The sequence below is a fragment of the Tardiphaga sp. 839_C3_N1_4 genome, from assembly GCF_051811045.1.
Taxonomy (GTDB): domain Bacteria; phylum Pseudomonadota; class Alphaproteobacteria; order Rhizobiales; family Xanthobacteraceae; genus Tardiphaga.
In genome coordinates, this window is sequence record NZ_JBPWQD010000001.1 from 3276766 (window position 1) to 3295754 (window position 18989).

At 62.6% G+C, this 18989-nt stretch carries 20 protein-coding genes; 10 read left to right on the plus strand and 10 right to left on the minus strand.

Annotated elements, in window-relative coordinates; translation table 11 throughout:
- The first annotated feature begins 462 nt into the window (after nt 1-462).
- Nucleotides 463-1527 (plus strand): aminoglycoside phosphotransferase, encoded by a 1065-nt coding sequence (locus AB8A38_RS15735; protein WP_315840494.1) that lies wholly within the window; start codon nt 463-465, stop codon nt 1525-1527.
- A 9-nt stretch (nt 1528-1536) separates the two neighbouring features.
- Here AB8A38_RS15735 and AB8A38_RS15740 read toward each other — a convergent pair whose 3' ends face one another.
- The 4 genes from AB8A38_RS15740 to AB8A38_RS15755 all read right to left on the minus strand — a co-directional run bounded on the left by AB8A38_RS15740 (nt 1537) and on the right by AB8A38_RS15755 (nt 5764).
- Nucleotides 1537-3102: a DHA2 family efflux MFS transporter permease subunit gene (locus tag AB8A38_RS15740; RefSeq protein ID WP_439088531.1), complete on the minus strand. Its 1566-nt coding sequence runs from the start codon at nt 3100-3102 to the stop codon at nt 1537-1539.
- 10 nt (nt 3103-3112) lie between these two features.
- Nucleotides 3113-4267, minus strand: coding sequence for an HlyD family secretion protein (locus tag AB8A38_RS15745; RefSeq protein ID WP_439086585.1), 1155 nt, complete (start codon nt 4265-4267; stop codon nt 3113-3115).
- Nucleotides 4260-4739 (minus strand): MarR family winged helix-turn-helix transcriptional regulator, encoded by a 480-nt coding sequence (locus AB8A38_RS15750; RefSeq protein WP_439086586.1) that lies wholly within the window; start codon nt 4737-4739, stop codon nt 4260-4262. Before AB8A38_RS15750 ends, AB8A38_RS15745 begins: the two co-directional genes overlap by 8 nt.
- Before the next feature lie 179 nt (nt 4740-4918).
- A complete protein-coding gene (locus AB8A38_RS15755; RefSeq protein ID WP_439086588.1) occupies nt 4919-5764 on the minus strand; it encodes an outer membrane protein in 846 nt (281 codons plus the stop codon).
- Between the two features lie 256 nt (nt 5765-6020).
- Between AB8A38_RS15755 and AB8A38_RS15760 the strand changes: the two genes are divergently transcribed.
- The 4 genes from AB8A38_RS15760 to ispG all read left to right on the plus strand — a co-directional run bounded on the left by AB8A38_RS15760 (nt 6021) and on the right by ispG (nt 9951).
- Entirely contained in the window at nt 6021-7016 is a 996-nt protein-coding gene (locus AB8A38_RS15760) for a helix-turn-helix transcriptional regulator (RefSeq protein ID WP_439086589.1), read from the plus strand.
- 159 nt (nt 7017-7175) lie between these two features.
- On the plus strand, nt 7176-7661 hold the full coding sequence (locus AB8A38_RS15765; protein WP_439086590.1) for a Fur family transcriptional regulator: 486 nt from the start codon (nt 7176-7178) through the stop codon (nt 7659-7661).
- A gap of 42 nt (nt 7662-7703) precedes the next feature.
- Nucleotides 7704-8618 carry a DMT family transporter gene (locus AB8A38_RS15770; protein WP_093759721.1) on the plus strand — a complete coding sequence of 305 codons (915 nt, stop codon included), beginning with the start codon at nt 7704-7706 and terminating at the stop codon, nt 8616-8618.
- Nucleotides 8619-8667: 49 nt separating this feature from the next.
- Nucleotides 8668-9951: a flavodoxin-dependent (E)-4-hydroxy-3-methylbut-2-enyl-diphosphate synthase gene (ispG, locus tag AB8A38_RS15775; protein ID WP_315840487.1), complete on the plus strand. Its 1284-nt coding sequence runs from the start codon at nt 8668-8670 to the stop codon at nt 9949-9951.
- A 20-nt stretch (nt 9952-9971) separates the two neighbouring features.
- On the opposite strand, the gene AB8A38_RS15780 is transcribed toward ispG, so the two are convergent.
- Entirely contained in the window at nt 9972-10277 is a 306-nt protein-coding gene (locus AB8A38_RS15780; protein WP_439086591.1) for a type II toxin-antitoxin system RelE/ParE family toxin, read from the minus strand.
- On the minus strand, nt 10277-10504 hold the full coding sequence (locus AB8A38_RS15785) for a hypothetical protein (RefSeq protein WP_315840485.1): 228 nt from the start codon (nt 10502-10504) through the stop codon (nt 10277-10279). The genes AB8A38_RS15780 and AB8A38_RS15785 overlap by 1 nt, the downstream gene beginning before the upstream one ends.
- A gap of 188 nt (nt 10505-10692) precedes the next feature.
- On the opposite strand from AB8A38_RS15785, the gene AB8A38_RS15790 reads away from it, so the two are divergent.
- The gene (locus tag AB8A38_RS15790) at nt 10693-11082 is read left to right on the plus strand and encodes a hypothetical protein (protein WP_439086592.1); all 390 of its coding nucleotides are present in this window, start codon (nt 10693-10695) and stop codon (nt 11080-11082) included.
- Between the two features lie 6 nt (nt 11083-11088).
- Here the strand turns inward: AB8A38_RS15790 and AB8A38_RS15795 are convergent, their stop codons facing one another.
- The 3 genes from AB8A38_RS15795 to AB8A38_RS15805 form a co-directional block, all read right to left on the minus strand.
- Complete coding sequence (locus AB8A38_RS15795) at nt 11089-12693, minus strand: Na+/H+ antiporter (RefSeq protein ID WP_439086593.1); 1605 nt, start codon at nt 12691-12693, stop codon at nt 11089-11091.
- A gap of 72 nt (nt 12694-12765) precedes the next feature.
- The gene (locus AB8A38_RS15800; protein ID WP_315840482.1) at nt 12766-13464 is read right to left on the minus strand and encodes a DUF1345 domain-containing protein; all 699 of its coding nucleotides are present in this window, start codon (nt 13462-13464) and stop codon (nt 12766-12768) included.
- A 13-nt stretch (nt 13465-13477) separates the two neighbouring features.
- On the minus strand, nt 13478-14404 hold the full coding sequence (locus AB8A38_RS15805; protein WP_089262697.1) for a polyprenyl synthetase family protein: 927 nt from the start codon (nt 14402-14404) through the stop codon (nt 13478-13480).
- Nucleotides 14405-14572: 168 nt separating this feature from the next.
- Here AB8A38_RS15805 and mtgA point away from each other — a divergent pair, with 168 nt between their 5' ends.
- From mtgA to AB8A38_RS15820, 3 genes are all read left to right on the plus strand, one after another.
- On the plus strand, nt 14573-15238 hold the full coding sequence (mtgA, locus tag AB8A38_RS15810) for a monofunctional biosynthetic peptidoglycan transglycosylase (protein WP_439086594.1): 666 nt from the start codon (nt 14573-14575) through the stop codon (nt 15236-15238).
- 233 nt (nt 15239-15471) lie between these two features.
- Nucleotides 15472-15657 (plus strand): 50S ribosomal protein L32, encoded by a 186-nt coding sequence (gene rpmF, locus AB8A38_RS15815; RefSeq protein ID WP_068732923.1) that lies wholly within the window; start codon nt 15472-15474, stop codon nt 15655-15657.
- Between the two features lie 257 nt (nt 15658-15914).
- Entirely contained in the window at nt 15915-16589 is a 675-nt protein-coding gene (locus AB8A38_RS15820; protein ID WP_439086595.1) for a hypothetical protein, read from the plus strand.
- Nucleotides 16590-16592: 3 nt separating this feature from the next.
- Here the strand turns inward: AB8A38_RS15820 and AB8A38_RS15825 are convergent, their stop codons facing one another.
- Nucleotides 16593-16919, minus strand: a complete 327-nt coding sequence (locus AB8A38_RS15825; RefSeq protein ID WP_439086596.1) for a hypothetical protein — start codon at nt 16917-16919, stop codon at nt 16593-16595.
- 231 nt (nt 16920-17150) lie between these two features.
- Between AB8A38_RS15825 and AB8A38_RS15830 the strand changes: the two genes are divergently transcribed.
- On the plus strand, nt 17151-18881 hold the full coding sequence (locus tag AB8A38_RS15830) for an EAL domain-containing protein (RefSeq protein ID WP_439086597.1): 1731 nt from the start codon (nt 17151-17153) through the stop codon (nt 18879-18881).
- The last annotated feature ends 108 nt before the right edge of the window (nt 18882-18989 follow it).

The window sequence follows — 18989 nt, forward strand, 5'->3', positions numbered from 1 at the left end:
CGGGGAGAGGTCGGAGCCGGCGCGCAGCGACGGCTCCGGGTGAGGGGCCGGACACGCAGCCGCGCCGCGCGCGGACTGCCAAGTCCCACTCTCCCTCCCCGAGATCTCAGCATCTCTCTGAGGAAATTCCGATCCGAAAATCCACGCATGAGGTGGACGCCGTACCATGCCCCTCACCCGCCGCGGAGACGCGGCGACCTCTCCCCGCAAAGAGCGGGGCGAGGTTAAAAGGAACTATTCCATCACTGCCGGATGCTCTTCCGCACCCGGCTTTGCCGCTTGCGCCCGCAGGTGCCGCATCCGTTCCGCCTCAATGCCTCATGATGCGCCCCGCCGTGCACAGAGCGTAAAAGGACAACAATCGCGCCAGAAATACTGCCAAAAAGCCGAGGCTCGAAAATTGTGCCTCGGCGTGTAACATGGCGGCGCCGACGCTTCCTCATCTGCGGGACGTGTACCACCATGACAGCAATCTCACCGCTACCAGTGGCGGATGCCGGACATCTCACCGCCGCGCTTCGCAAGTCCGGCGTGCTCGGCAACGGTCGCGTCCGCGATGTCATCGTGGAGCGCTCGTTCAACACGGTGCTGTCCAGGATCGACCGGCTGCGCCTGAGCTACGATGGCGGCGACACCGATGCACCGGGCTCCATCATTCTCAAGACCGTCGTCCCCGAACGCGCGGCGACGTTCTGGCATGCCGGCCGCAACGAAGTTGCATTCTACAACACCGTTGGTTCGGCCATGTCCGAGCATCTTGTGCCGCGTTGCTACGAGGCGGTCAGCGATGCCGGCACCAAGGCGTGGCATTTGCTGCTCGAAGACCTCACTGAGTCTCACTTTGTCGCCACCACCTGGCCGCAGCCACCGACATTCGCACAATGCGAGCAGATCGTTCGGTCTCGGGCACGCTTTCATGCGGCGTGGTGGAATGATGCGCGCCTCGGCGTCACAATCGGAACATGGCAGGAGTCCACCGAGCTGGATCAGCAGGTGCAGACGCTCACGCGCCAGTTGGAAAAATTCACCGAGCGCCAGGGCGATCGCCTGTCACCCGAACGGCGCGAGCTCTACGCACGGCTGCTCGACGCGGCGCCGCGCCTGCAGGCGCGCCACCGCTCCCACTCCAACATGACGATCGTCCAGGGCGACTCCCATGTCTGGAACATCTTTCTGCCGAAAGATGAGAACGGCCATGAAGCGCTGCAATTCGATTGGGATAGCTGGCGCGTCGACACGGCATCGGACGATCTCGCCTATATGATGGCGATGCACTGGTATCCCGACATGCGGCGGCGCTTTGAGCGACCTTTGCTCGACCACTACCACGCCGAACTGGTGGCGCGGGGCGTGCGCGACTACGACCGGCAAGCGCTGAATGACGACTACCGCCTGTCCGTGTTGTGGCAGATCACCACCCCGGCATGGCAGGAGGCCAATAACATCCCGCCGGTGATCTGGTGGAACAACCTTGAACGTATCATGCTGGCGGTCGACGATCTCGATTGCCGCGAGCTGCTCGACTGAGAACTGGCTTTATTCCATCACCGCCGGATGCTCATCCGCGCCCGGCTTCACCGCCTGCGCGCGCAAGGTCGCCTTTGACGAGCCGATGATCAGCGCCATCGGAATCGCACAGAGCGTCACCAGCATCACCATCTGATAATCGAGCCCGAAGGCGATAATCGTTGCCTGCAGCGTGACGATGGCGTCCATCACGGCGCGGCCGCTATCGGTGGCGAGGTTGATTGCGCTGGTTACATTGGGCATCTGCAGCGCGTTGTTGAACGGTGTGATGTGCTCGACCAGCACCGCATGGGCCATACGGGTGTTGGACGTCAGCTGCGCGATCACGATGGAAATGCCGATCGAGCTGGCGACATTGCGCAGCAGCGTGAGCATCGAGGTGCCGTCGGTGCGCAGATGATTGGGTAGCGTCAGGAACGCCACGGTAGATAGCGGCACGAAGACGAGACCGAGGCCAAATCCCTGCGCGATCGAGACGATCACGATCTCCGACACGCCGGTCTGGTCGGTCCACATCGACGTGAAGAACAGCGACACCGACATCAGCGCCATTCCCACCATGATCAGAGTACGCGCTTCGACATATTTCATGATGCGCCCGACCAGCATCATCGCCACGAAGGTGCCGGAGCCACGCGTCGCCAGTAATAGCCCCGCCGTGAGGATCGGATAGCCGATCACGTTCTGCAGATAGGGCGACGACAGTGCCATGGTCGAATACAGCACCAGCCCCATGACGGCCATGAACACGCAGCCGCCAACAAAATTCTTGTCCTTGAAGATGGCGAACTGGATGAACGGCTTCGAGGTCGTGAAGGAATGCGCGAAGAAATAATAGAAGCCGATGACCGAGACGATCGCCTCAATGACGATTTCGTTGGATTCGAGCCAGCCGAGTTGCTCGCCACGGTCGAGCGCGAGCTGCATCGCACCGATACCGACCGCCAACGCACCGAAACCGAACCAGTCGAATTTCAGTTCTGCGTTGGTCTTGGTCTCGTCCATGAAGGCCAGCAGGCCAAACACCGTGACTATGCCGAAGGGCAGATTGACGAAGAACACCCAGTGCCAGGAATAGGTTTCAGTCAGCCAGGCGCCCAACGAAGGCCCCATGATCGGGCCGAGCATCACGCCCATGCCCCAGATCGACATCGCCTTGGCGCGCTCATGCAGCGCGTAGCTGTCGAGCATCACTGCCTGTGACAGCGGCACCAGTGCCGCACCGAACACGCCCTGCAACAGGCGAAAGCCGACCATCTGGCTGATGTCCTGCGCAAGGCCACACAGCACCGAGGCGACCGTGAACCCCGCCGAACAGATGATGAAGATCTTCTTGCGACCGAACCGGTTGGCGATCCAGCCGACCGGCGCGGTCATGATAGCCGCAGCCACGATATAGGAGGTCAGCACCCAGTTGACCTGATCCTGCGACGCCGACAGCGTGCCCTGCATGTAGGGCAGAGCCACATTTGCGATGGTGGTGTCGAGCGCCTGCATGATGGTGGCGGTCATGGCGCAGATCGTCACCATGTTCCGGCGAAAGCCGGGGACCGCACTGGGAGATGGCGCTGACATGCTCATCGGATTAGTCCTGTGCAGCCTTCGCCGAAGAGAGGCCGAGCAGGCCGGCCAGCGAGCGATGATGCTTGGTATCGATGGTCGTGTAGGTGCTCATGCCGGCCTTCAGTCGCTTCACGAACGGATCGTTGTAATCGAGATAGATCCGCACCGGCACGCGCTGCACCACCTTGACGAAATTGCCGGTGGCGTTTTGCGGCGGCAGGATCGCGAATTGCGCGCCGGTGCCGGGGCTCAGCGAACCGACGGTGCCCTTGAAGGCATGGTTCGGAAACGCATCGACGTCGATCTCCACGGTCTGGCCAACAGCGATGTAAGTGAAATCGGATTCCTTCAGATTGGCATCGACCCATGGCCTGTTGTCGTCGATCACCGTCAGGATCGGCGTGCCGGCCATCGCGAAGCGGCCGAGCTGGATGTTATCGACCTGCGTCGCGACACCGGAGATCGGCGCCTTCAGCACGGTGTGGTCGAGATTGCGCTGCGCCTGATCGAGCGCCGACTGCGCCTGCGCGTAGGGCGGGAACTGGGCCAGTGGCAAGTCGGGATTGCCGAGCAACTGGTTCATCGAGGTCGCGAGCTGCTGCCTCAGGAGTTCGAGCTGCGCCTTCGCGGTCACCGCCGCGGTCGCCGCATTATCGAGATCGAGCTGCGAGCCGAAGTTGCTCTTGACCAGAGTCGACTTGCGTTCGACATCGCGCTGCTTGAAGTCGACGCCCTGCTGCGCCAGATCCTGCATCTGGCCATAGATCTTCACGTTGCTGACGAGGTTGTCATAGGTGGTCTTCGCCTGCGCCAGCTTGGCCCTGGCATCGTCGAGCGCCAGCCGGAACGGCACCGGGTCAATCTCGAACAGCACGTCGCCTTCCCTCACGTGCTGGCCTTCGCGCACCACGACCTTGTCGACTTTGCCGGAGATGTCCGGCGTGATCAGCACCTTCTGCGCACCGACATAGGCATCATCAGTGCCGACATAGCGACCGCCCGACAGATAGAAGGCGACGCCGCCAACAAGAACGATGGCCGGCAGTACGACCAGCAGCAACGTTCGCCGATAGCGCTTCAGGAAACCTTTCGCGCCCTGACGCTGCGTGGTCGCGGCGCCATCGGATCCGCCTTCGGGCGCATCCTTGTCGGGAAATTTCAGCACGGGCTCAGCCATAGACGTGTTCCTTGGTCTTTGTGGCTGCGGGGTTCAGCGCAGCGCGGATATTGTCTTTGATGGTTTCGAGATGCGCGACCAGCTGGTGCATGTCGGCCTCGCTCACGCCGTCGAACGCGACCTGCATCAGGTTGCCGCGCAGCACCGCCAGCTTTGCCGTCAGCGGGCGCGCGGCCTCGGTGAGATAGAGGCGCTTGATCCGGCGGTCGGTGTCGTCATTCCGGCGTTCGATCAGACCGCTGTCGCAGAGCTTGTCGATCAGCCGCGTCAGGCTGATCGGCGCCATTTCCATGGCGTCGGCGAGATCGGTCTGTTTTTGCCCCTCATTGCGCTCGACCTTGGCGAGCACCGCCCATTGGGCGCGGGTCATGCCGAACTGGCGCGCTTCCTTGTCGGCCAGCAGCCGCAACATGCGCTGGGTCTCGAACAAAGCGGACAGGAAATCGGTGCCGGTGTCAGGCTGGCAGGACATGGAGGCCTCCGTAAACTTAGCTTATTATAAGCAAGCTTATGAATAACGCATCGGTGGACGATACGACACAGCCCCGCGACTGGCGCATGGCTAGGTCTCCCGGGCCTCCCCAACATGGGCGACACAGCAAAAAGCCCGGCACGAGGCCGGGCTTGAGGTCGTCAGGAGGATCGAAAGGATCAGTATTTGGCCACGACCGCGGGGCTGAAGGCGTAATTGATGCCGGCGCGGAAGACGTGGTCATGGAAGCCGACCGAGGTCTGGTTGGCCGTCCCTCCGAAATAGGTCGCCGAGCCCAGATCGAGATAGAGATATTCGAGCTTGGCGGACCAGTTGGTGCCGAACTTCTTTTCCAGACCGGCGCCCAGGGTCCAGCCGACACGGGTCTGCGATTCCGACAGCGGCGTGCCGGGAATCGTCACGGCGGCACTGGCCGGTGTCGTGCCAGCAGAGCCCGGCCCGAAGATCTGACCCGTTACTGTCGTCTGGGTCGAATACTTGACCTCGCCAACAGCGAGACCGCCGGTGCCGTAGAGCAGCAGATCCGGCGTTGCCAGCAGGCCGACGCGGCCGCGGAAGGTCGCAAACCACGGGAAGCTCCACGAGCTGTTGGCCGATGTCTGCGTCAACAGATTGAAGTCACCGCCGGGCAAGGTGGTCCGCAGCGAACTCACTGGAGAGTTCGCGGTGCCACGTTCACCGGTCCCCTGGATATCGGCTTCGAGACCGACGACCCATGTGCGATCGAGCTGCCAGTTGTAGCCGATCTGGCCGCCGCCGAGGCCGCCGTTGACGTCCTGTTTGACCGGCGACGCAAAGGCGGTGCCTGGCAGGAAAGTAGCGTCGCCCTTGCCCCAGCTGTAACCGCCGTTGAGGCCGACATAGAATCCGGTCCAGTTGATGCCGGGATCCACCAGAACCGGCGCCTTGGCGTACATGCGGGGCGACAGATCCGCAGCGCCAGCGGTCGACGAAAACGCCATGATGGCGAGGCCTGCAGCGGCCAATACGGTGCGTTTCACCATCAGTCTCCTCAACAACAGATCAACGAAGGCAGGCCGAAGGCTCTGCTTCGATGATGTGTAGTTGAATGAGACATCAGCGACTTGGAACGGGCGCGACGCGGCAGGACTGGGCGAGACTGGCGCGCAATTCGTTCTGCTTGTTGCGTTCAGGCCACATGGCGCATCGCGAACTATCAAAGACAGAAATGGCCGAAAGCGCGCTAGCGGCGATCAGTATGAACGTGATCCGGTACTGCCCCGACCAAGATATAGTTCAATGCTTGCAGGACTGATCCTCGTGACTTCAGGGCCCGGTCCAGAAACGCCCGATTCATCAATCGCGGCTGCTTCCGAAAATCTGCCGACACCGCAGCTCCAATTCGGGCGCCTGACATTCAACGTCGAGTCCCCTCTTCCGACGGACACCCCGTTTTCAACCGATGCTGCGTTGCACAGGTTGCCCGGCGCGATTGTTTTTATCGGCACGGGATTTCCGGCGAACGATCGCATGTCGGATGCTCCGACTGCGTCGTCCCCCGACGATGTCGTGTTTGCAGTCGTTCTGAAAGGTCGCGCTCGCGCATCGCAGCATGGCCACGAAAAAATCATCGAGCAGGACCATGCGGTCTTGATGACAACCAGGGACGCCGGCTGGCATACATCATCTTGTGAGACGCAGCATCTGATCGTTCAGATCGACCGTGCTGCGCTGTCGATCAAGGTGCCGAATCTCGGCGCCTGTCTCATGCGACCTGTCCTTCTGGAGGCTCAGACGTTGCGGCTGTTGATGGCGCATTGTCAGGAAGCAATCGACCTCGACGGGTCCGCCCCCACCCATCTTCAGCACCATGTCGTGGCCGATCTGTGTAGCCTGATCGCACTTCTGACAATCGGTTGCGAGAACCGCTCCGAGACATCTCCACCTTCCAGCACCCGCATGCTGCGCTTGCAGGCGATCAAGGCAGCCATCGAAGCAAGCCTCGGAAATCACGATCTCTCGGCCGAAACGCTGGCGGCGGCTCAGAAAATCTCACCGGATTACGTCCGCAAGCTGTTTCGCGAACACGGCCTCAGTCTGTCGGAATATTTGCTCGAACGGCGTTTGGCTCTTGCTCATGCACTACTACTCGACCCATTGCGGGCCGATGAGCGGATCGGGAAGATCGCCGACGAGGCCGGCTTCAACGATTTGTCGTATTTCAACCGGACATTCCGGCGCCGATATGCCACCTCGCCATCGGATCTGCGCCGGGAGCGCAAAAGCTCCACCTGATCCGGCCCGGTATCGCCCACTCAACCTTTGCAATCGCCCGGCTGTCCCCCCATCTGCAGGGAACGCTCGTCATTTGGCGGGGCTGGATTCGGTGTAAGACTGGGCCCCACCGCCAAAAAGACGGGCACAATCACACCCAACGGGTTAAGCTACCTCCATATGGCAGTTCCGAAACCAACTTTCCCGGCTCCTGGCCACGATCACGACCGCTGTGCGGCGGACGCGATGCATCATGCCGAGCATGTCTGTGCGGCCCGGTCGCAAAAGCTGACCCCGATCCGCCGGCAGGTGCTTGAAGCGCTGCTCGCAAGCCATCGGCCGCTTGGGGCCTACGAGATCATCGATGAGCTTGCCAAGACCACCTCGCGTCCGGCACCCATCACCGTGTATCGCGCACTCGATTTCCTGATGGAGAACGGCCTCGTTCACCGCATCGAGAGCCGCAACGCCTTCCTGGCCTGCGCGCACGACCACGGCACCGCCTCGATGGTCGCGTTTCTGATCTGCGACCAGTGCGGGTCGGTCGGCGAAGTGCCCGCAACGAAGGTCGCGCAGAGCCTCAATGATGCCGCACGGACGACTGGCTTCGTCCCGAAACTGTCTGTTGTCGAAATCACCGGAACCTGCGCGCACTGTCAGGCGTGACGATCCCATAACAACACGGCGACAAGCCGGGCCCGAGGCTTCATGTCTGCAGAAACCATCATCAGCCCACCCGGCGGACGCGCACTCACCGCCGGCGCCATCGCCCTCGTGCTGATGCTGTGCCTGACCTGGGGCTTCAACCAGATCGCCATCAAACTGGTGCTGCACGATATCCCGCCCTACACGCAGGCGATGCTGCGCTCGGCCGGCGCGCTGCTGGTCATCCTGGCCATTGCGCGCATGCGCGGCGTCAAGCTGTTCGAACGCGACGGCACGCTGAAGGCCGGCCTGTTTGCCGGCGTGCTGTTCGGCATCGAATTCGTGCTGATCTTTCACGGCCTGCAATTCACGACGGCTTCGCGCGCCGCGGTTTTCCTCTACACGATGCCGTTCTTCGTGGCCTTCGGCTCCTATCAGTTCCTGGGCGAACGCCTGCGCCCGGTGCAATGGGCCGGACTCGCGGTGAGTTTTGCCGGTGTCGCCGTGGCGATCGGCGTCCCGCAGCCCGACGTTACCGCCGATGTGCTGATCGGGGATCTGATGATCGTCGCCGGTGCGGGGCTATGGGCCGCGACCACGCTGGTGGTCAAAACGACCCCGTTGCTCTACGTCGCGCCTGAAAAGGCATTGGGATACCAGGTCGGGCTGTCTGTCCCGATTCTGGGCCTGGCGGCGCTGCTAGCGGGCGAGACCGTGACCCGGGTTCCCGGTCCGCTGGCGCTGTCCCTGCTCTCATTTCAGGCGTTTTGGGTGGTCGGCTTCACGTTTTTGCTCTGGTTCGGGCTGATCAAGACCTATTCCGCCAGCAAATTGTCGGCTTTTACCTTCATCACCCCTTTGTTTGGCGTCGCGGCAGGCTATCTCATCATGGGCGACCACCTGACCCCCGCCTTCGGCCTCGCTGCGCTATTGGTCGTCGCCGGGCTGGTCCTCGTTAACCGACCGGTCAGGGCCTAGGCCACTAACGCATTGCTGGATGTCATCTAAATCTGATATTCGAGACCCCATGAACAAGATTGAAATTCCGTCTGATATCGCCGGTCCGGCGCCCCGGCACCTCACCACACAGGTCATGGTTGGCAACGTCGCTGTTGGCGGCGGTGCACCGATCGTCGTGCAGTCGATGACCAACACCGACACGGCCGACATCCAGGGCACCATCGATCAGGTCGCAGCGCTGTCGCGCGCGGGCTCGGAAATGGTCCGCATCACCGTCGACCGCGACGAGGCCGCAGCCGCCGTTCCGCATATCCGCGAAGCGCTCGACAAACAGGGCATCACCACGCCGCTGGTCGGCGACTTCCACTATATCGGCCACAAGCTGCTCGCCGAATATCCGGCCTGCGCCGCGGCGCTCGACAAATACCGCATCAATCCCGGCAATGTCGGCTTCAAGAGCAAGCGTGACAGCCAGTTCGCCGACATCATCGAGATCGCGAACAAGAACAACAAGGCCGTCCGCATCGGCGCGAACTGGGGTTCGCTCGATCAGGAACTGCTCACCAAGCTGATGGACGAGAACGCGCTGTCCGCGAATCCGAAGGACGTTCGCGCGGTGACGCGTGAAGCGATGGTGCAGTCGGCATTGCTCTCGGCAGCGCGCGCCGAAGAACTCGGCATGCCGAAGAACAAGATGATCCTTTCCGCCAAGGTCTCGGCGGTGCAGGATCTCATCGCGGTGTATCAGACCCTGGCCTCACGCTCCGATTACGCGATCCATCTCGGCCTGACCGAAGCCGGCATGGGCTCGAAGGGCATCGTCGCCTCCTCGGCCGCGCTCGGCATCCTGCTGCAGCAAGGCATCGGCGACACCATCCGCATTTCGTTGACGCCGGAGCCCGGCGGTGATCGCACGGTGGAAGTTCAGGTTGCGCAGGAACTGCTGCAGACCATGGGTTTCCGCACCTTCGTGCCGCTGGTCGCAGCGTGCCCGGGTTGCGGCCGCACCACGTCGACCACGTTCCAGGAACTGGCGCGTTCGATCCAAGATTTCATCCGCGACTCGATGCCAGGCTGGAAGACGCAGTATCCCGGCGTCGAGAACCTCAACGTCGCGGTCATGGGCTGCATCGTCAACGGCCCCGGCGAATCCAAGCACGCCAATATCGGCATCTCGCTGCCCGGCACAGGCGAAAGCCCGGCCGCACCAGTGTTTGTCGACGGCGAGAAATTCCGCACCCTGCGCGGCCCGAGCATCGCTGCCGACTTCAAGGCCCTGGTGATCGACTATATCGACCAGCGCTACGGCGCCAACGCCAAGGCGCCGGAAGTCGTGAGCGCGGCGGAGTAATTCAAGCAGCTACTCCAAAATCAGCCGGCGACCGGGTCATCCGTCGCCGGCTTTTTTCGTGCCGTATGACGGACATGAAGGATCACGACTTCATCCAAGCCTTCGTCAACTGCATAGAAGATCGAAAACGGATAGCGCACGATCGGCAGCATACGGGTCTCGTCTTCGCTCGTAGCCACACCTGTGAACGGGAATTGTTCGAGTTGTGTGCAAACTCGCTCGATACGAGCCACAATTGCGCGTGCAGCCGCCTCATTGCGCTCGGATATATAAAGGAAAATCTCTTCGAGTTCGATCACGGCGGTCTTAGACCACCTGACTTTCATCAGCGAAAGCGATTGAAGAGAGCAGCAACTTCTTCTTCGCTAGCCAACTGGCCAGCTCGCATTTCAGCAAGACCGCGGAGCACGGCAGCCCGCTCTTCGTCATCCAATTGGTAGACACCGACGTGCTTTGCCTCGATCTCATTGAACGACGTCAAAAACTCTTCCTGCGCCTCTTCCGGCCAGGTGGCGACTTGTTCAAGGATGAGTTCGATATCCTGACGGGTCATCGATTATGTTTAGCACATTTTTGCTGCCATGGCGATAATTTCAATCTATAGTTTTATTTTAGGATACAGCACGCGAAGAGGCAGTCTTGCGTCTCGGCAATCGCTTATTCGGATTGGCACCCGGGCCGAACGCTACGGTCGCCGGCGCCTTTTTCATTCTTGTCTCCTCAGCCTCTTGCAACGCTCAGATGGTTGGCCTGCCCGGCCGCTTCACGCGGCCTGACATCGCGCCATCACAGCAGACGCCGCCGGCAGCGCCCCCTCAGGTGCCGAAGCGGACCGGTAACGCTGCAGCTCACTGGAGACCACTCTTCAAAGCCCAGGTGGAGCGATGCTGGAAAAAGCCCGGTGGCGGCGGCAAGGAGCCGATCGAGGCGATCTTTGTGATCAAGCTGAATCGCGATGGCATGATCGATGAGGCGCGCCCGATATCGATCACCTCGACCACACCCTATAGCAAGGCGTATCAGATGAGTTGCATGCGTGCGCTCGAGAACTGCCAGCCCTACAGGCTTCCCGATGCCTATTACGACGGGTGGCGCTTCTTCGAGCCGGTCTTCACCGAGCGCATCCGCTGAGCGACGCTACAGCGGAATCCGCCGAAACTCGCGATTGGTCAGCCCCGCTTCTTCCAGATCCAGATCGCGCTCGATTCTCCTTCGGCTTTCGTCGGTGATCTTGCCGTCGCGGAGTTGCGCATGAATGAATTTGCGCTCGGCCTTGATGAGTTCGCGCACAAGATCGATACCGACCGCCGAGACGTCGACGTCGGGATCGAGCTCGCCCGGCAGCTGGTTCGAGCGGTTCTCATGGCGCGCGCGCAGCAGCTTCACGACTTCGTCGGACAGCTCACGATCGTCGGTCATGGCATCGAGCCGCGCCAGGGCTGCCGCCAGCGCCTCGCGGCGCGTCGCGAGTTCAGCCTCGTGCTCGGCGATATATTCCTCGCGGCCGATTTTGGTCACGCCGAGCCACTTCACCACGATGGGCAGGCACAGGCCGAATCCCACCAGCGTGATGAGAATGATGTTGAACGAGACGAACAGGATCAGGTCGCGCGACGGAAAAACGTCGTTTGAGACCAACGTGAACGGCAGCGCCAGCGCCGCGGCGAGCGACACCGCGCCGCGCACACCGGTGAAGGCGACGACAAAGGTCCATTGCCAGTTCGGCGCCGGATCGCGTTTGCGCAGGTCCGCGCTGAGCCAACGTGGCACATAAATCGCCGCATAGACCCAGACGAACCGCGCCACGATGATCACGACGGTGACCAACGCCGTGGCCAGCATGATGTCAGCAAACGGGAAGGCTTTCGATTTCTCGATCAGCGCCCGCATCTGAAAGCCGGTCAGCAGGAACAGCAGGCCTTCGACCAGATAGATGACCAAATCCCAGAAGAAGATGCCCTGCAGACGCGTCGCCGCCGAGATCAGCAGCGGGCCGTTCCATGAGATGTAGAGACCGCAGGCTACGGTGGCGATGATGCCGGAGCCGCCGAAATGTTCGGGGATCAGATAGGCAACATAGGGCGTCAGCAGCGACAGCGTGATTTCGACCTGCGGATCGCGCGCGCGGTGACGCATGCGCAGGCTGAGCCAGCCGATGGCGAGGCCGAAGACGAGCTCGCAGGCGAGGATGGCGACGAAGGTACCGGCCGCCTTTGGCAGCGAGAATGCCCCGGTGGTGATCGCCACCACCGCGAAGCGATACAGGATCAGCGTCGTCGCATCATTAGCGAGACCCTCGCCTTCCAGAACGACCAGAATTCTGCGCGGCAGACCGATCTTTCGCGCAATCGCCAGCGGCGCGACCACGTCCGGCGGCGCGACGATGGCGCCGAGCAGGAAGCCGACCGACCACGGCAGGCCTATCAGATAATGCGTGGCGGTGGCGACGAGGCACGCGGTAAAGATCACGCAGCCGACCGCAAGCAGCGTGATGATGCGCAGATTGGCGCGGAATTCGCGCCAGCTCATGGCGACGCTGGCCGAATAGATCAGCGGCGGCAGCACGCCGAGCAGCACCACTTCGGGCGGCAGTTCGAGCGCGGGCATGCCCGGCACGAAGGCCAGCGCGATGCCGGCCAGCAGCAGCAGGATCGCCGGGGCGATGCTGATGCGCTTGGCCAGCCATGCCGTGCCTGCGAGCGCAGCGATCAGAACCAGAAAGATCGGAAATTTGGTTTCCACGCGGGCGATATCCTCTACACGCCTAATTTGCCCGGCACGGCGACAAGGTCAATGCGGGCGCGTGCTGAAGTATCAGATCGCGCTTGCCGCGATATTGACCATCAGCGCGACCAGCGCCGTGTTGAAGATGAAGGAGACGATGCCGTGGGCCGTAGCGGTACGGCGGATGGACTTCACGGTGATGCCGACATCAGACACCTGCGCGGTCATGCCGATGACGAAGGAGAAATACACGAAGTCCCAATAGTCGGGCTGTTCCTTCGTGTCGTCATCGCCAGACGGAAATGCCAACCCGCCGGGTTTAGCGCCGCGATAGAACTGATGGGCATAATGCAGCGAGAAGGTCGTGTGTACGGCGGCCCAGGACGAGGCGATGGTGACGATCGCCAGCGTCAATTCCCACGCCGTGCGATGGCCCTCGCCAAGTTCGAACACGATGGCCGCGATGCTGGCGAAGGCGCCTAAGGCTGCCACCAGCAGGATGATGAAACTGCCATCGTCCTGCAGGGCGGCGTTGCGGCGGATGTGTTTCTGGCCGCCACTGCGCAACATCATGCCGTAGACCAGCATGAGATAGAACGCGATGAACACGTCCCAGCCGATCAGGAGACGGGTCACCAGCCGCATCGACGATGGCAGCACGAAGAACGCGACAATGCCGATCAGGAGCGCAAGGAATGTGCGCGGGCGACCGTAAACGACGCGGATCGGCGCCGGCATCTTGCGAAAACGGACAAGGAGCTCGTCGAGATCCTTGCCCGCCTCCGACATGATCAGATCTTCCTTAGTTCTTGCGCTCGGCCACGAAGCGCGCGGCGGCGCGGAGCACGTCGCCCTTGGCGCCGAAGATCGACAGCGATGCGTCGGCGGTGGCGATCAGATCGGCGACACGCTTCTTGGCACCCTCGACGCCGAGCTGGGTGACGAACGTCGTCTTGTTGAGCGCAGCATCGGCACCGGCGGGCTTGCCGAGCGCCGCGGCGTCGCCTTCGACATCCAGCAGATCGTCGGCAATCTGGAAGGCTTCGCCGAGCGCGCGGCCGTAATCGTCGAGCGCCTTGTATTCCTTCTGCGTGGCCTGGCCGAGCAGCGCGCCGGCGATGACGCCGTAACGCAGCAGCGCACCGGTCTTCATCTGCTGAACACGCGCAACGTCCACCGGACCTTTGTCCCCGAAGCGACCTTCGCCGGCGAGATCGAGCATCTGGCCGCCGACCATGCCACCGAGACCGGCGCAGCGCGCGAGGGCTCGGGTCAGCAGCAGGCGCACCGTCGCATCCGAATGGATTTCATCGCGGGTGACAATGTCGAAGGCCAGCGTCAGCAGCGCATCACCGGCGAGGATTGCGGTGGCGTCGTCGGTGGCCTTGTGCAGGGTCGGACGTCCGCGGCGCAGGTCACTATTGTCCATCGCCGGCAGGTCGTCATGGATCAGCGAATAGCAGTGGATGCATTCGAGGGCGGCGCCAACCAGCAGCGCCTGCTCGCGATGCACGCCGAATACCGCCGCGCTCTCGACCACCAGGAACGGACGCAGCCGCTTGCCGCCGCCGAGCGAGGAGTAACGCATCGCATCCATCAGCCGCTTCGGCCGGGCGATTTCATCGGGTAGCACGCCATCGGCGAGCACTTTGGTCAGTACGGCTTCGGTATCGTCCGCGGTCTGGTCCAGGCGCGAGGCAAAATCTTTGGTGGAAGCACCGGTCGACATTAAGAATAGCTCCAGAACAATTTGGCCGGACAATCCTCTATGGCAAAGGCCACGTCAATTGCGCCTGCGGCGTCCCGCCGCGATTGGTCGCGGCAAGCTTAACCGGCTTGAAAAGAGCGGGGAAAGCCCGCTTTATCAGCGGCATAGCTCCGACCAGGAACGCTCCTCTTGCGCCTCATCCGCCGCCTCATCCTGATCGGAATCCTGCTCCTTGCGCTGCCCTATCTGCTGACGCCGCTTTATGCCGTCGGCCGGCCGATTTCGGCGCTGATGGCCTGGCGCTGGATCACCGGTTCCCCCGTGCAGCGGACCTGGGTCGATCTCAAGACCATGTCGCCGGCCCTGCCGCGCAGCGTGGTCGCGTCCGAAGACGCCAGATTCTGCAGCCATCGCGGCATCGACTGGGATTCCCTGCAAAACGCCATCGAGGACGCCCAGGACGGCGAAGTTTCCGGCGGCGGTTCCACCATCACTCAGCAGGTGGCGAAAAACCTGTTCCTGTGGTCGGGCCGCAGCGTGATCCGCAAGGGCCTCGAAATCCCGCTGGCCATGTGGGTCGATCTGGTCCTGTCCAAGCAGCGGATCCTGGAAATCTACCTGAATATCGCCGAAATGGGCCCATCCGGGCAGTTTGGCGCCCAGGCCAGCGCCGAATATGCCTTCAATCGCCCGGCCTCGAGCCTGTCGGCCCGGGAAGCCGCGCTTCTGGCGGCGATCCTGCCCAATCCGGTCACCCGCAGCGCCCGGACACCTGGACCGGGGGTGCGGCGGCTTGCGGCAACCTATATGGCCCGGGCGCAGGCCGCGGAGTTGCAGCGGTGCTGGGGCAGCTAGGCTCGTCATTCCGGGGCGGGCGCGGCGCCAGCCGCGAACGAACCCGGAATGACGAAATGGGGCAGGTTTCCCGCGTATTCGCCCTAAAATTCTCGGACGCCCGCCCTAGCCATGTCGTCGTCATTCCGTTATAAGCCGGCCCTTATCAGCGATTTTGCCCGCGCGATCCGTGCTGGCCGCCTGTCACCGGGCGCCGATCGAAACCATCTGCCAAAGAATCAAGGATCTTTCCTATGGCCGTTCCGAGAAGAAAAACATCGCCGTCGCGGCGTGGCATGCGTCGTTCGGCTGACGCGCTCAAGACCCCGACCTATGTCGAGGACAAGGACTCCGGCGAACTGCGCCGTCCGCACCACCTCGACCTGAAGACCGGCATGTACAAGGGTCGTCAGGTTCTGAAGGTGAAGAAAGAATCCTGACCACTGGATGGAGGGCAGCGCCACATCAGGTGGCGCCGCCTTCGCTCGTCCACGTAAGGTCTGGGTCAGGCGGGTCGAAGCGCCAGCGGGCAAGTCGAGAAAGCTGTTCAGACAACAATTCTGAACTGGTCTTCCGCCCGAATTCGCTCCAACTCTGGAGCTAATGCGTTGTCCCGGTGATGCGCGCGCGTCACCTTGGTGATGTCCTGCATCGCCCACATACGTTCTGGTTCTCTCGCTCGCAAAGAAGGCCTTCGATGGCGTCGATCGGTTTCCCGCTGCTGCTGATTCCGGTGGCGATCTGCAACATCATCGCCTTCCTGATGCCCGACCTCGCGCTGTCGGGCCCAATCCCCCTCTTCCCGATCACGCTGATGTCCAAGGACATCTGGATGGTGACGCTCAACGACCTGCTCGTTGCGCTCAGCATTCTCTTGCTGTGGCTCGAAGTGATGCGCGCCGCGCGCCCGGCGCCGAAATATTTCACCGACCATTTCCTGTCGCTGCTGGTGTTCGGCGCTGCTGCTGCCGAATTCGTGATGCTGCCGAAATTCGGCAATGCGACCTTCTTCCTGATCACCCTGACGGCGATGGTGGATTTCCTCGCCGGCATCTCGCTCCGCGCCCGGCGTCCGCGCCGCGTCGCCGCGCCGGTCTATGCACCGGAGCCAGTGCGCGCCGAGCCAGCCCCGCGCTACGAGCCGGCACCGGTCGCGCCGACTCCTGCTCCCGTTCCGGCCGCGACGTCGGTCGCCGAAGCGGTGCTAACCGATCGTCCGGAGCCCAAGATCGAGAAGCTCGAACGGATCGAGCCGAAGCTTGAAGCGACCCCGGTCCCGCCGGAAGTCGTCGCGCATACGTCGCCGCAGATCACGTCACCGGATTTGCAGCCGGGTGGCGTGGCATCGCCTGACAACAAGCCGAAGAGCTGAGTTTCAGATCACTCGCTGCGTCCGATCGCTCGCCGATCCCGCAACATACATATTTGCCATCGCCCGATAAGCCGCCTCGACATCGGCGACAGCTGCACGACGTAGTTCGCGGGTTTGCGGCGCCTGCTCGGCTGTCGCAATCAGATGCGCAATGAAGGATGCATCGGGCCGTGCTACGCGCGACGACACCGGCGCGCTGGGTTGAACCGGCTCAAGCCGCGTCAGCGCGACAGCCTCCACGATGACCGACTCTTTTTCGACCACGAAATCGCCCGCGCGCCGCATCGGATGCGGCGTCGTGGCGTAAGCTCGGGTCGCGGAAATCGACATCGTTAACAGTGCTCGCGTCTCAATTCGGGACGAGGGTTGCCCCTCCACCCTCTGCGTCGCAAGGGTCGTGCCGCGGCTCTCCACAACGTAAATCCGGGCCTGATCAGGTCTGCGAAGGCCTGCCCGGCTACACTTTCTTAAGTCTTTAGGAACTTTGACTAACGATTGTGGCGATCTGAGCCGTATTGTCGGGGGGCGAATCACCCGACGGCGTCCCAAAACGAGGCGACTTTGACATCCGCTGTTTCCCAGAGCGCCGATTCTTCCTCGCAGGCAGGTCGCGTTTCCGAGCCGCAGGCAGCAGAGATTCTGGCCGCGCTCGGCCAGGCCGCCTTCATCTGGGACATCGCCAGCGACCGGATCACCTGGACCGACCAGGCCGCCGCCATCTTCACCGACATTTCCACCGCGACCATCGCCAGCGGCGCCGAGCTGGCGACTCTCATTGAGCCGCAGCGCGGCATTCGCACCGAGGCACTGGCCAAGGCACTCGCTTCCGGCGGCGGCACCTACCGGATCGAATACGGACTACGCGCCTCGACCGCTGCCGCCGTGCTGTGGATCGAGGAGAGCGGCAATTGCCGCGCCGACGCCGCGGGTAAGGCCGTACGCGTCGAGGGCGTCGTCCGCATCAACAGCGAACGCCATGCCCGCGACGAGCAACTGCTGAAACTGGCGCAGCACGATCCCGTCACCGGCGAACTCAATCGTGCGCATCTTCTGGCGTCACTCGCCGAAGCCATCGAGGAAGCCACCCGCTTCCGCTCGTCCTTTGCCTTCATGCTGATCGGCATCGATCATCTGGCCCGGATCAACGACGCCTTCGGCTTCGATATCGCGGATGAAGTGATCATCGAGATCGCCAGGCGGATTCGCGCGCGGCTACGCGGCGGCGACGTGATGGGCCGCTTCTCCGGCAACAAGTTCGGCCTGATCCTGAAGAACTGCACTGTTGACGATGCCACGATCGCCGCCGAGCGCTTTCTGGTCGGCATCCGCGACGACGTCATCCCGACGCAGTCCGGCCCGGTCTCGGTGACCGCCACCATCGGCGCCGTCAGCGTTCCCCGCTATGCGCAGAACGTCAACGAAGCCGTCAACCGCGCGCAGGAAACCCTGAACGGCGCCAAGCGCCGCCGCCACGGCAGCTTTGCCCTGTGGCGACCGAATGTGGAGCGCGATGCGCAGCGCCGCGTCAATATCCGCGTCACCGACGAGATCGTGACTGCGCTGAACGAGCGCCGCATCGTCACAGCCTTCGAACCCGTGATGCATGCCGACAGCCGTACCCCCGCTTTCTATGAGGCGCTGGTGCGCATGAAGCAGGATGACGGGCAGTTGCTGCTGGCGCCGGACATCGTCCCGGTCGCCGAGAAGCTCGGGCTGATCCGGCTTGTCGATCACCGCGTGCTCGAACTTGTCGTCGCCGAGCTGGCCGCCGCGCCGGATGTGCAGCTCTCGCTGAACATCTCGCCGGACACGACGATGGATCCGGACTGGTGGACCTCCATCGAGTCGATGATGCGTGCGCATCCCGGCGTCGCGCAGCGGCTGATCGTCGAGATCACCGAGACCGTGGCCATCCAGGACATCGACGACGTCCGCGGCTTCGTCACGCGGCTGAAGAATTTCGGCAGCCGCATCGCCATCGACGATTTCGGCGCCGGCTACACCTCGTTCCGCAATTTGCGCAAGCTCGGCGTGGACATCGTCAAGATCGACGGCGCCTTCGTGCAGAACATCGCGCATTCCGCCGACGACCGCGCATTCGTGCAGACCCTGATCGATCTGTGCCACCGGCTCGGCATCAAGACCGTCGCCGAATGGGTGCAGGACGAGGAGTCCGGCCTGCTGCTGCGCGACTGGGGCTGCGACTACATTCAGGGTCGCCTCACCGGCCTCGCGTCATCCGCGCGTCCGTGGCTGGACCCGGCATCGCTGCCGAAGCCGGCGGTGGGGTGACGCACGCGGCGGCGCGCAAAGCGCATGCGCGCCCGGCCCCACACTGTCATTCCGGGGCGCTTTCTCAGCGAAGCTGAGAATGCAAACCTCAGCCACTCCAATGGGAGT

Coding starts and splice junctions, on each gene's coding strand:
- AB8A38_RS15735 (WP_315840494.1), top strand. CDS start 463: ATGACAGCAATCTCACCGCTACCAGTGGCGGATGCCGGACATCTCACC.
- AB8A38_RS15740 (WP_439088531.1), bottom strand. CDS start 3,102: ATGTCAGCGCCATCTCCCAGTGCGGTCCCCGGCTTTCGCCGGAACATG.
- AB8A38_RS15745 (WP_439086585.1), bottom strand. CDS start 4,267: ATGGCTGAGCCCGTGCTGAAATTTCCCGACAAGGATGCGCCCGAAGGC.
- AB8A38_RS15750 (WP_439086586.1), bottom strand. CDS start 4,739: ATGTCCTGCCAGCCTGACACCGGCACCGATTTCCTGTCCGCTTTGTTC.
- AB8A38_RS15755 (WP_439086588.1), bottom strand. CDS start 5,764: ATGGTGAAACGCACCGTATTGGCCGCTGCAGGCCTCGCCATCATGGCG.
- AB8A38_RS15760 (WP_439086589.1), top strand. CDS start 6,021: ATGCTTGCAGGACTGATCCTCGTGACTTCAGGGCCCGGTCCAGAAACG.
- AB8A38_RS15765 (WP_439086590.1), top strand. CDS start 7,176: ATGGCAGTTCCGAAACCAACTTTCCCGGCTCCTGGCCACGATCACGAC.
- AB8A38_RS15770 (WP_093759721.1), top strand. CDS start 7,704: ATGTCTGCAGAAACCATCATCAGCCCACCCGGCGGACGCGCACTCACC.
- ispG (WP_315840487.1), top strand. CDS start 8,668: ATGAACAAGATTGAAATTCCGTCTGATATCGCCGGTCCGGCGCCCCGG.
- AB8A38_RS15780 (WP_439086591.1), bottom strand. CDS start 10,277: ATGAAAGTCAGGTGGTCTAAGACCGCCGTGATCGAACTCGAAGAGATT.
- AB8A38_RS15785 (WP_315840485.1), bottom strand. CDS start 10,504: ATGACCCGTCAGGATATCGAACTCATCCTTGAACAAGTCGCCACCTGG.
- AB8A38_RS15790 (WP_439086592.1), top strand. CDS start 10,693: ATGGTTGGCCTGCCCGGCCGCTTCACGCGGCCTGACATCGCGCCATCA.
- AB8A38_RS15800 (WP_315840482.1), bottom strand. CDS start 13,464: ATGTCGGAGGCGGGCAAGGATCTCGACGAGCTCCTTGTCCGTTTTCGC.
- AB8A38_RS15805 (WP_089262697.1), bottom strand. CDS start 14,404: ATGTCGACCGGTGCTTCCACCAAAGATTTTGCCTCGCGCCTGGACCAG.
- rpmF (WP_068732923.1), top strand. CDS start 15,472: ATGGCCGTTCCGAGAAGAAAAACATCGCCGTCGCGGCGTGGCATGCGT.
- AB8A38_RS15820 (WP_439086595.1), top strand. CDS start 15,915: ATGGCGTCGATCGGTTTCCCGCTGCTGCTGATTCCGGTGGCGATCTGC.
- AB8A38_RS15825 (WP_439086596.1), bottom strand. CDS start 16,919: ATGTCGATTTCCGCGACCCGAGCTTACGCCACGACGCCGCATCCGATG.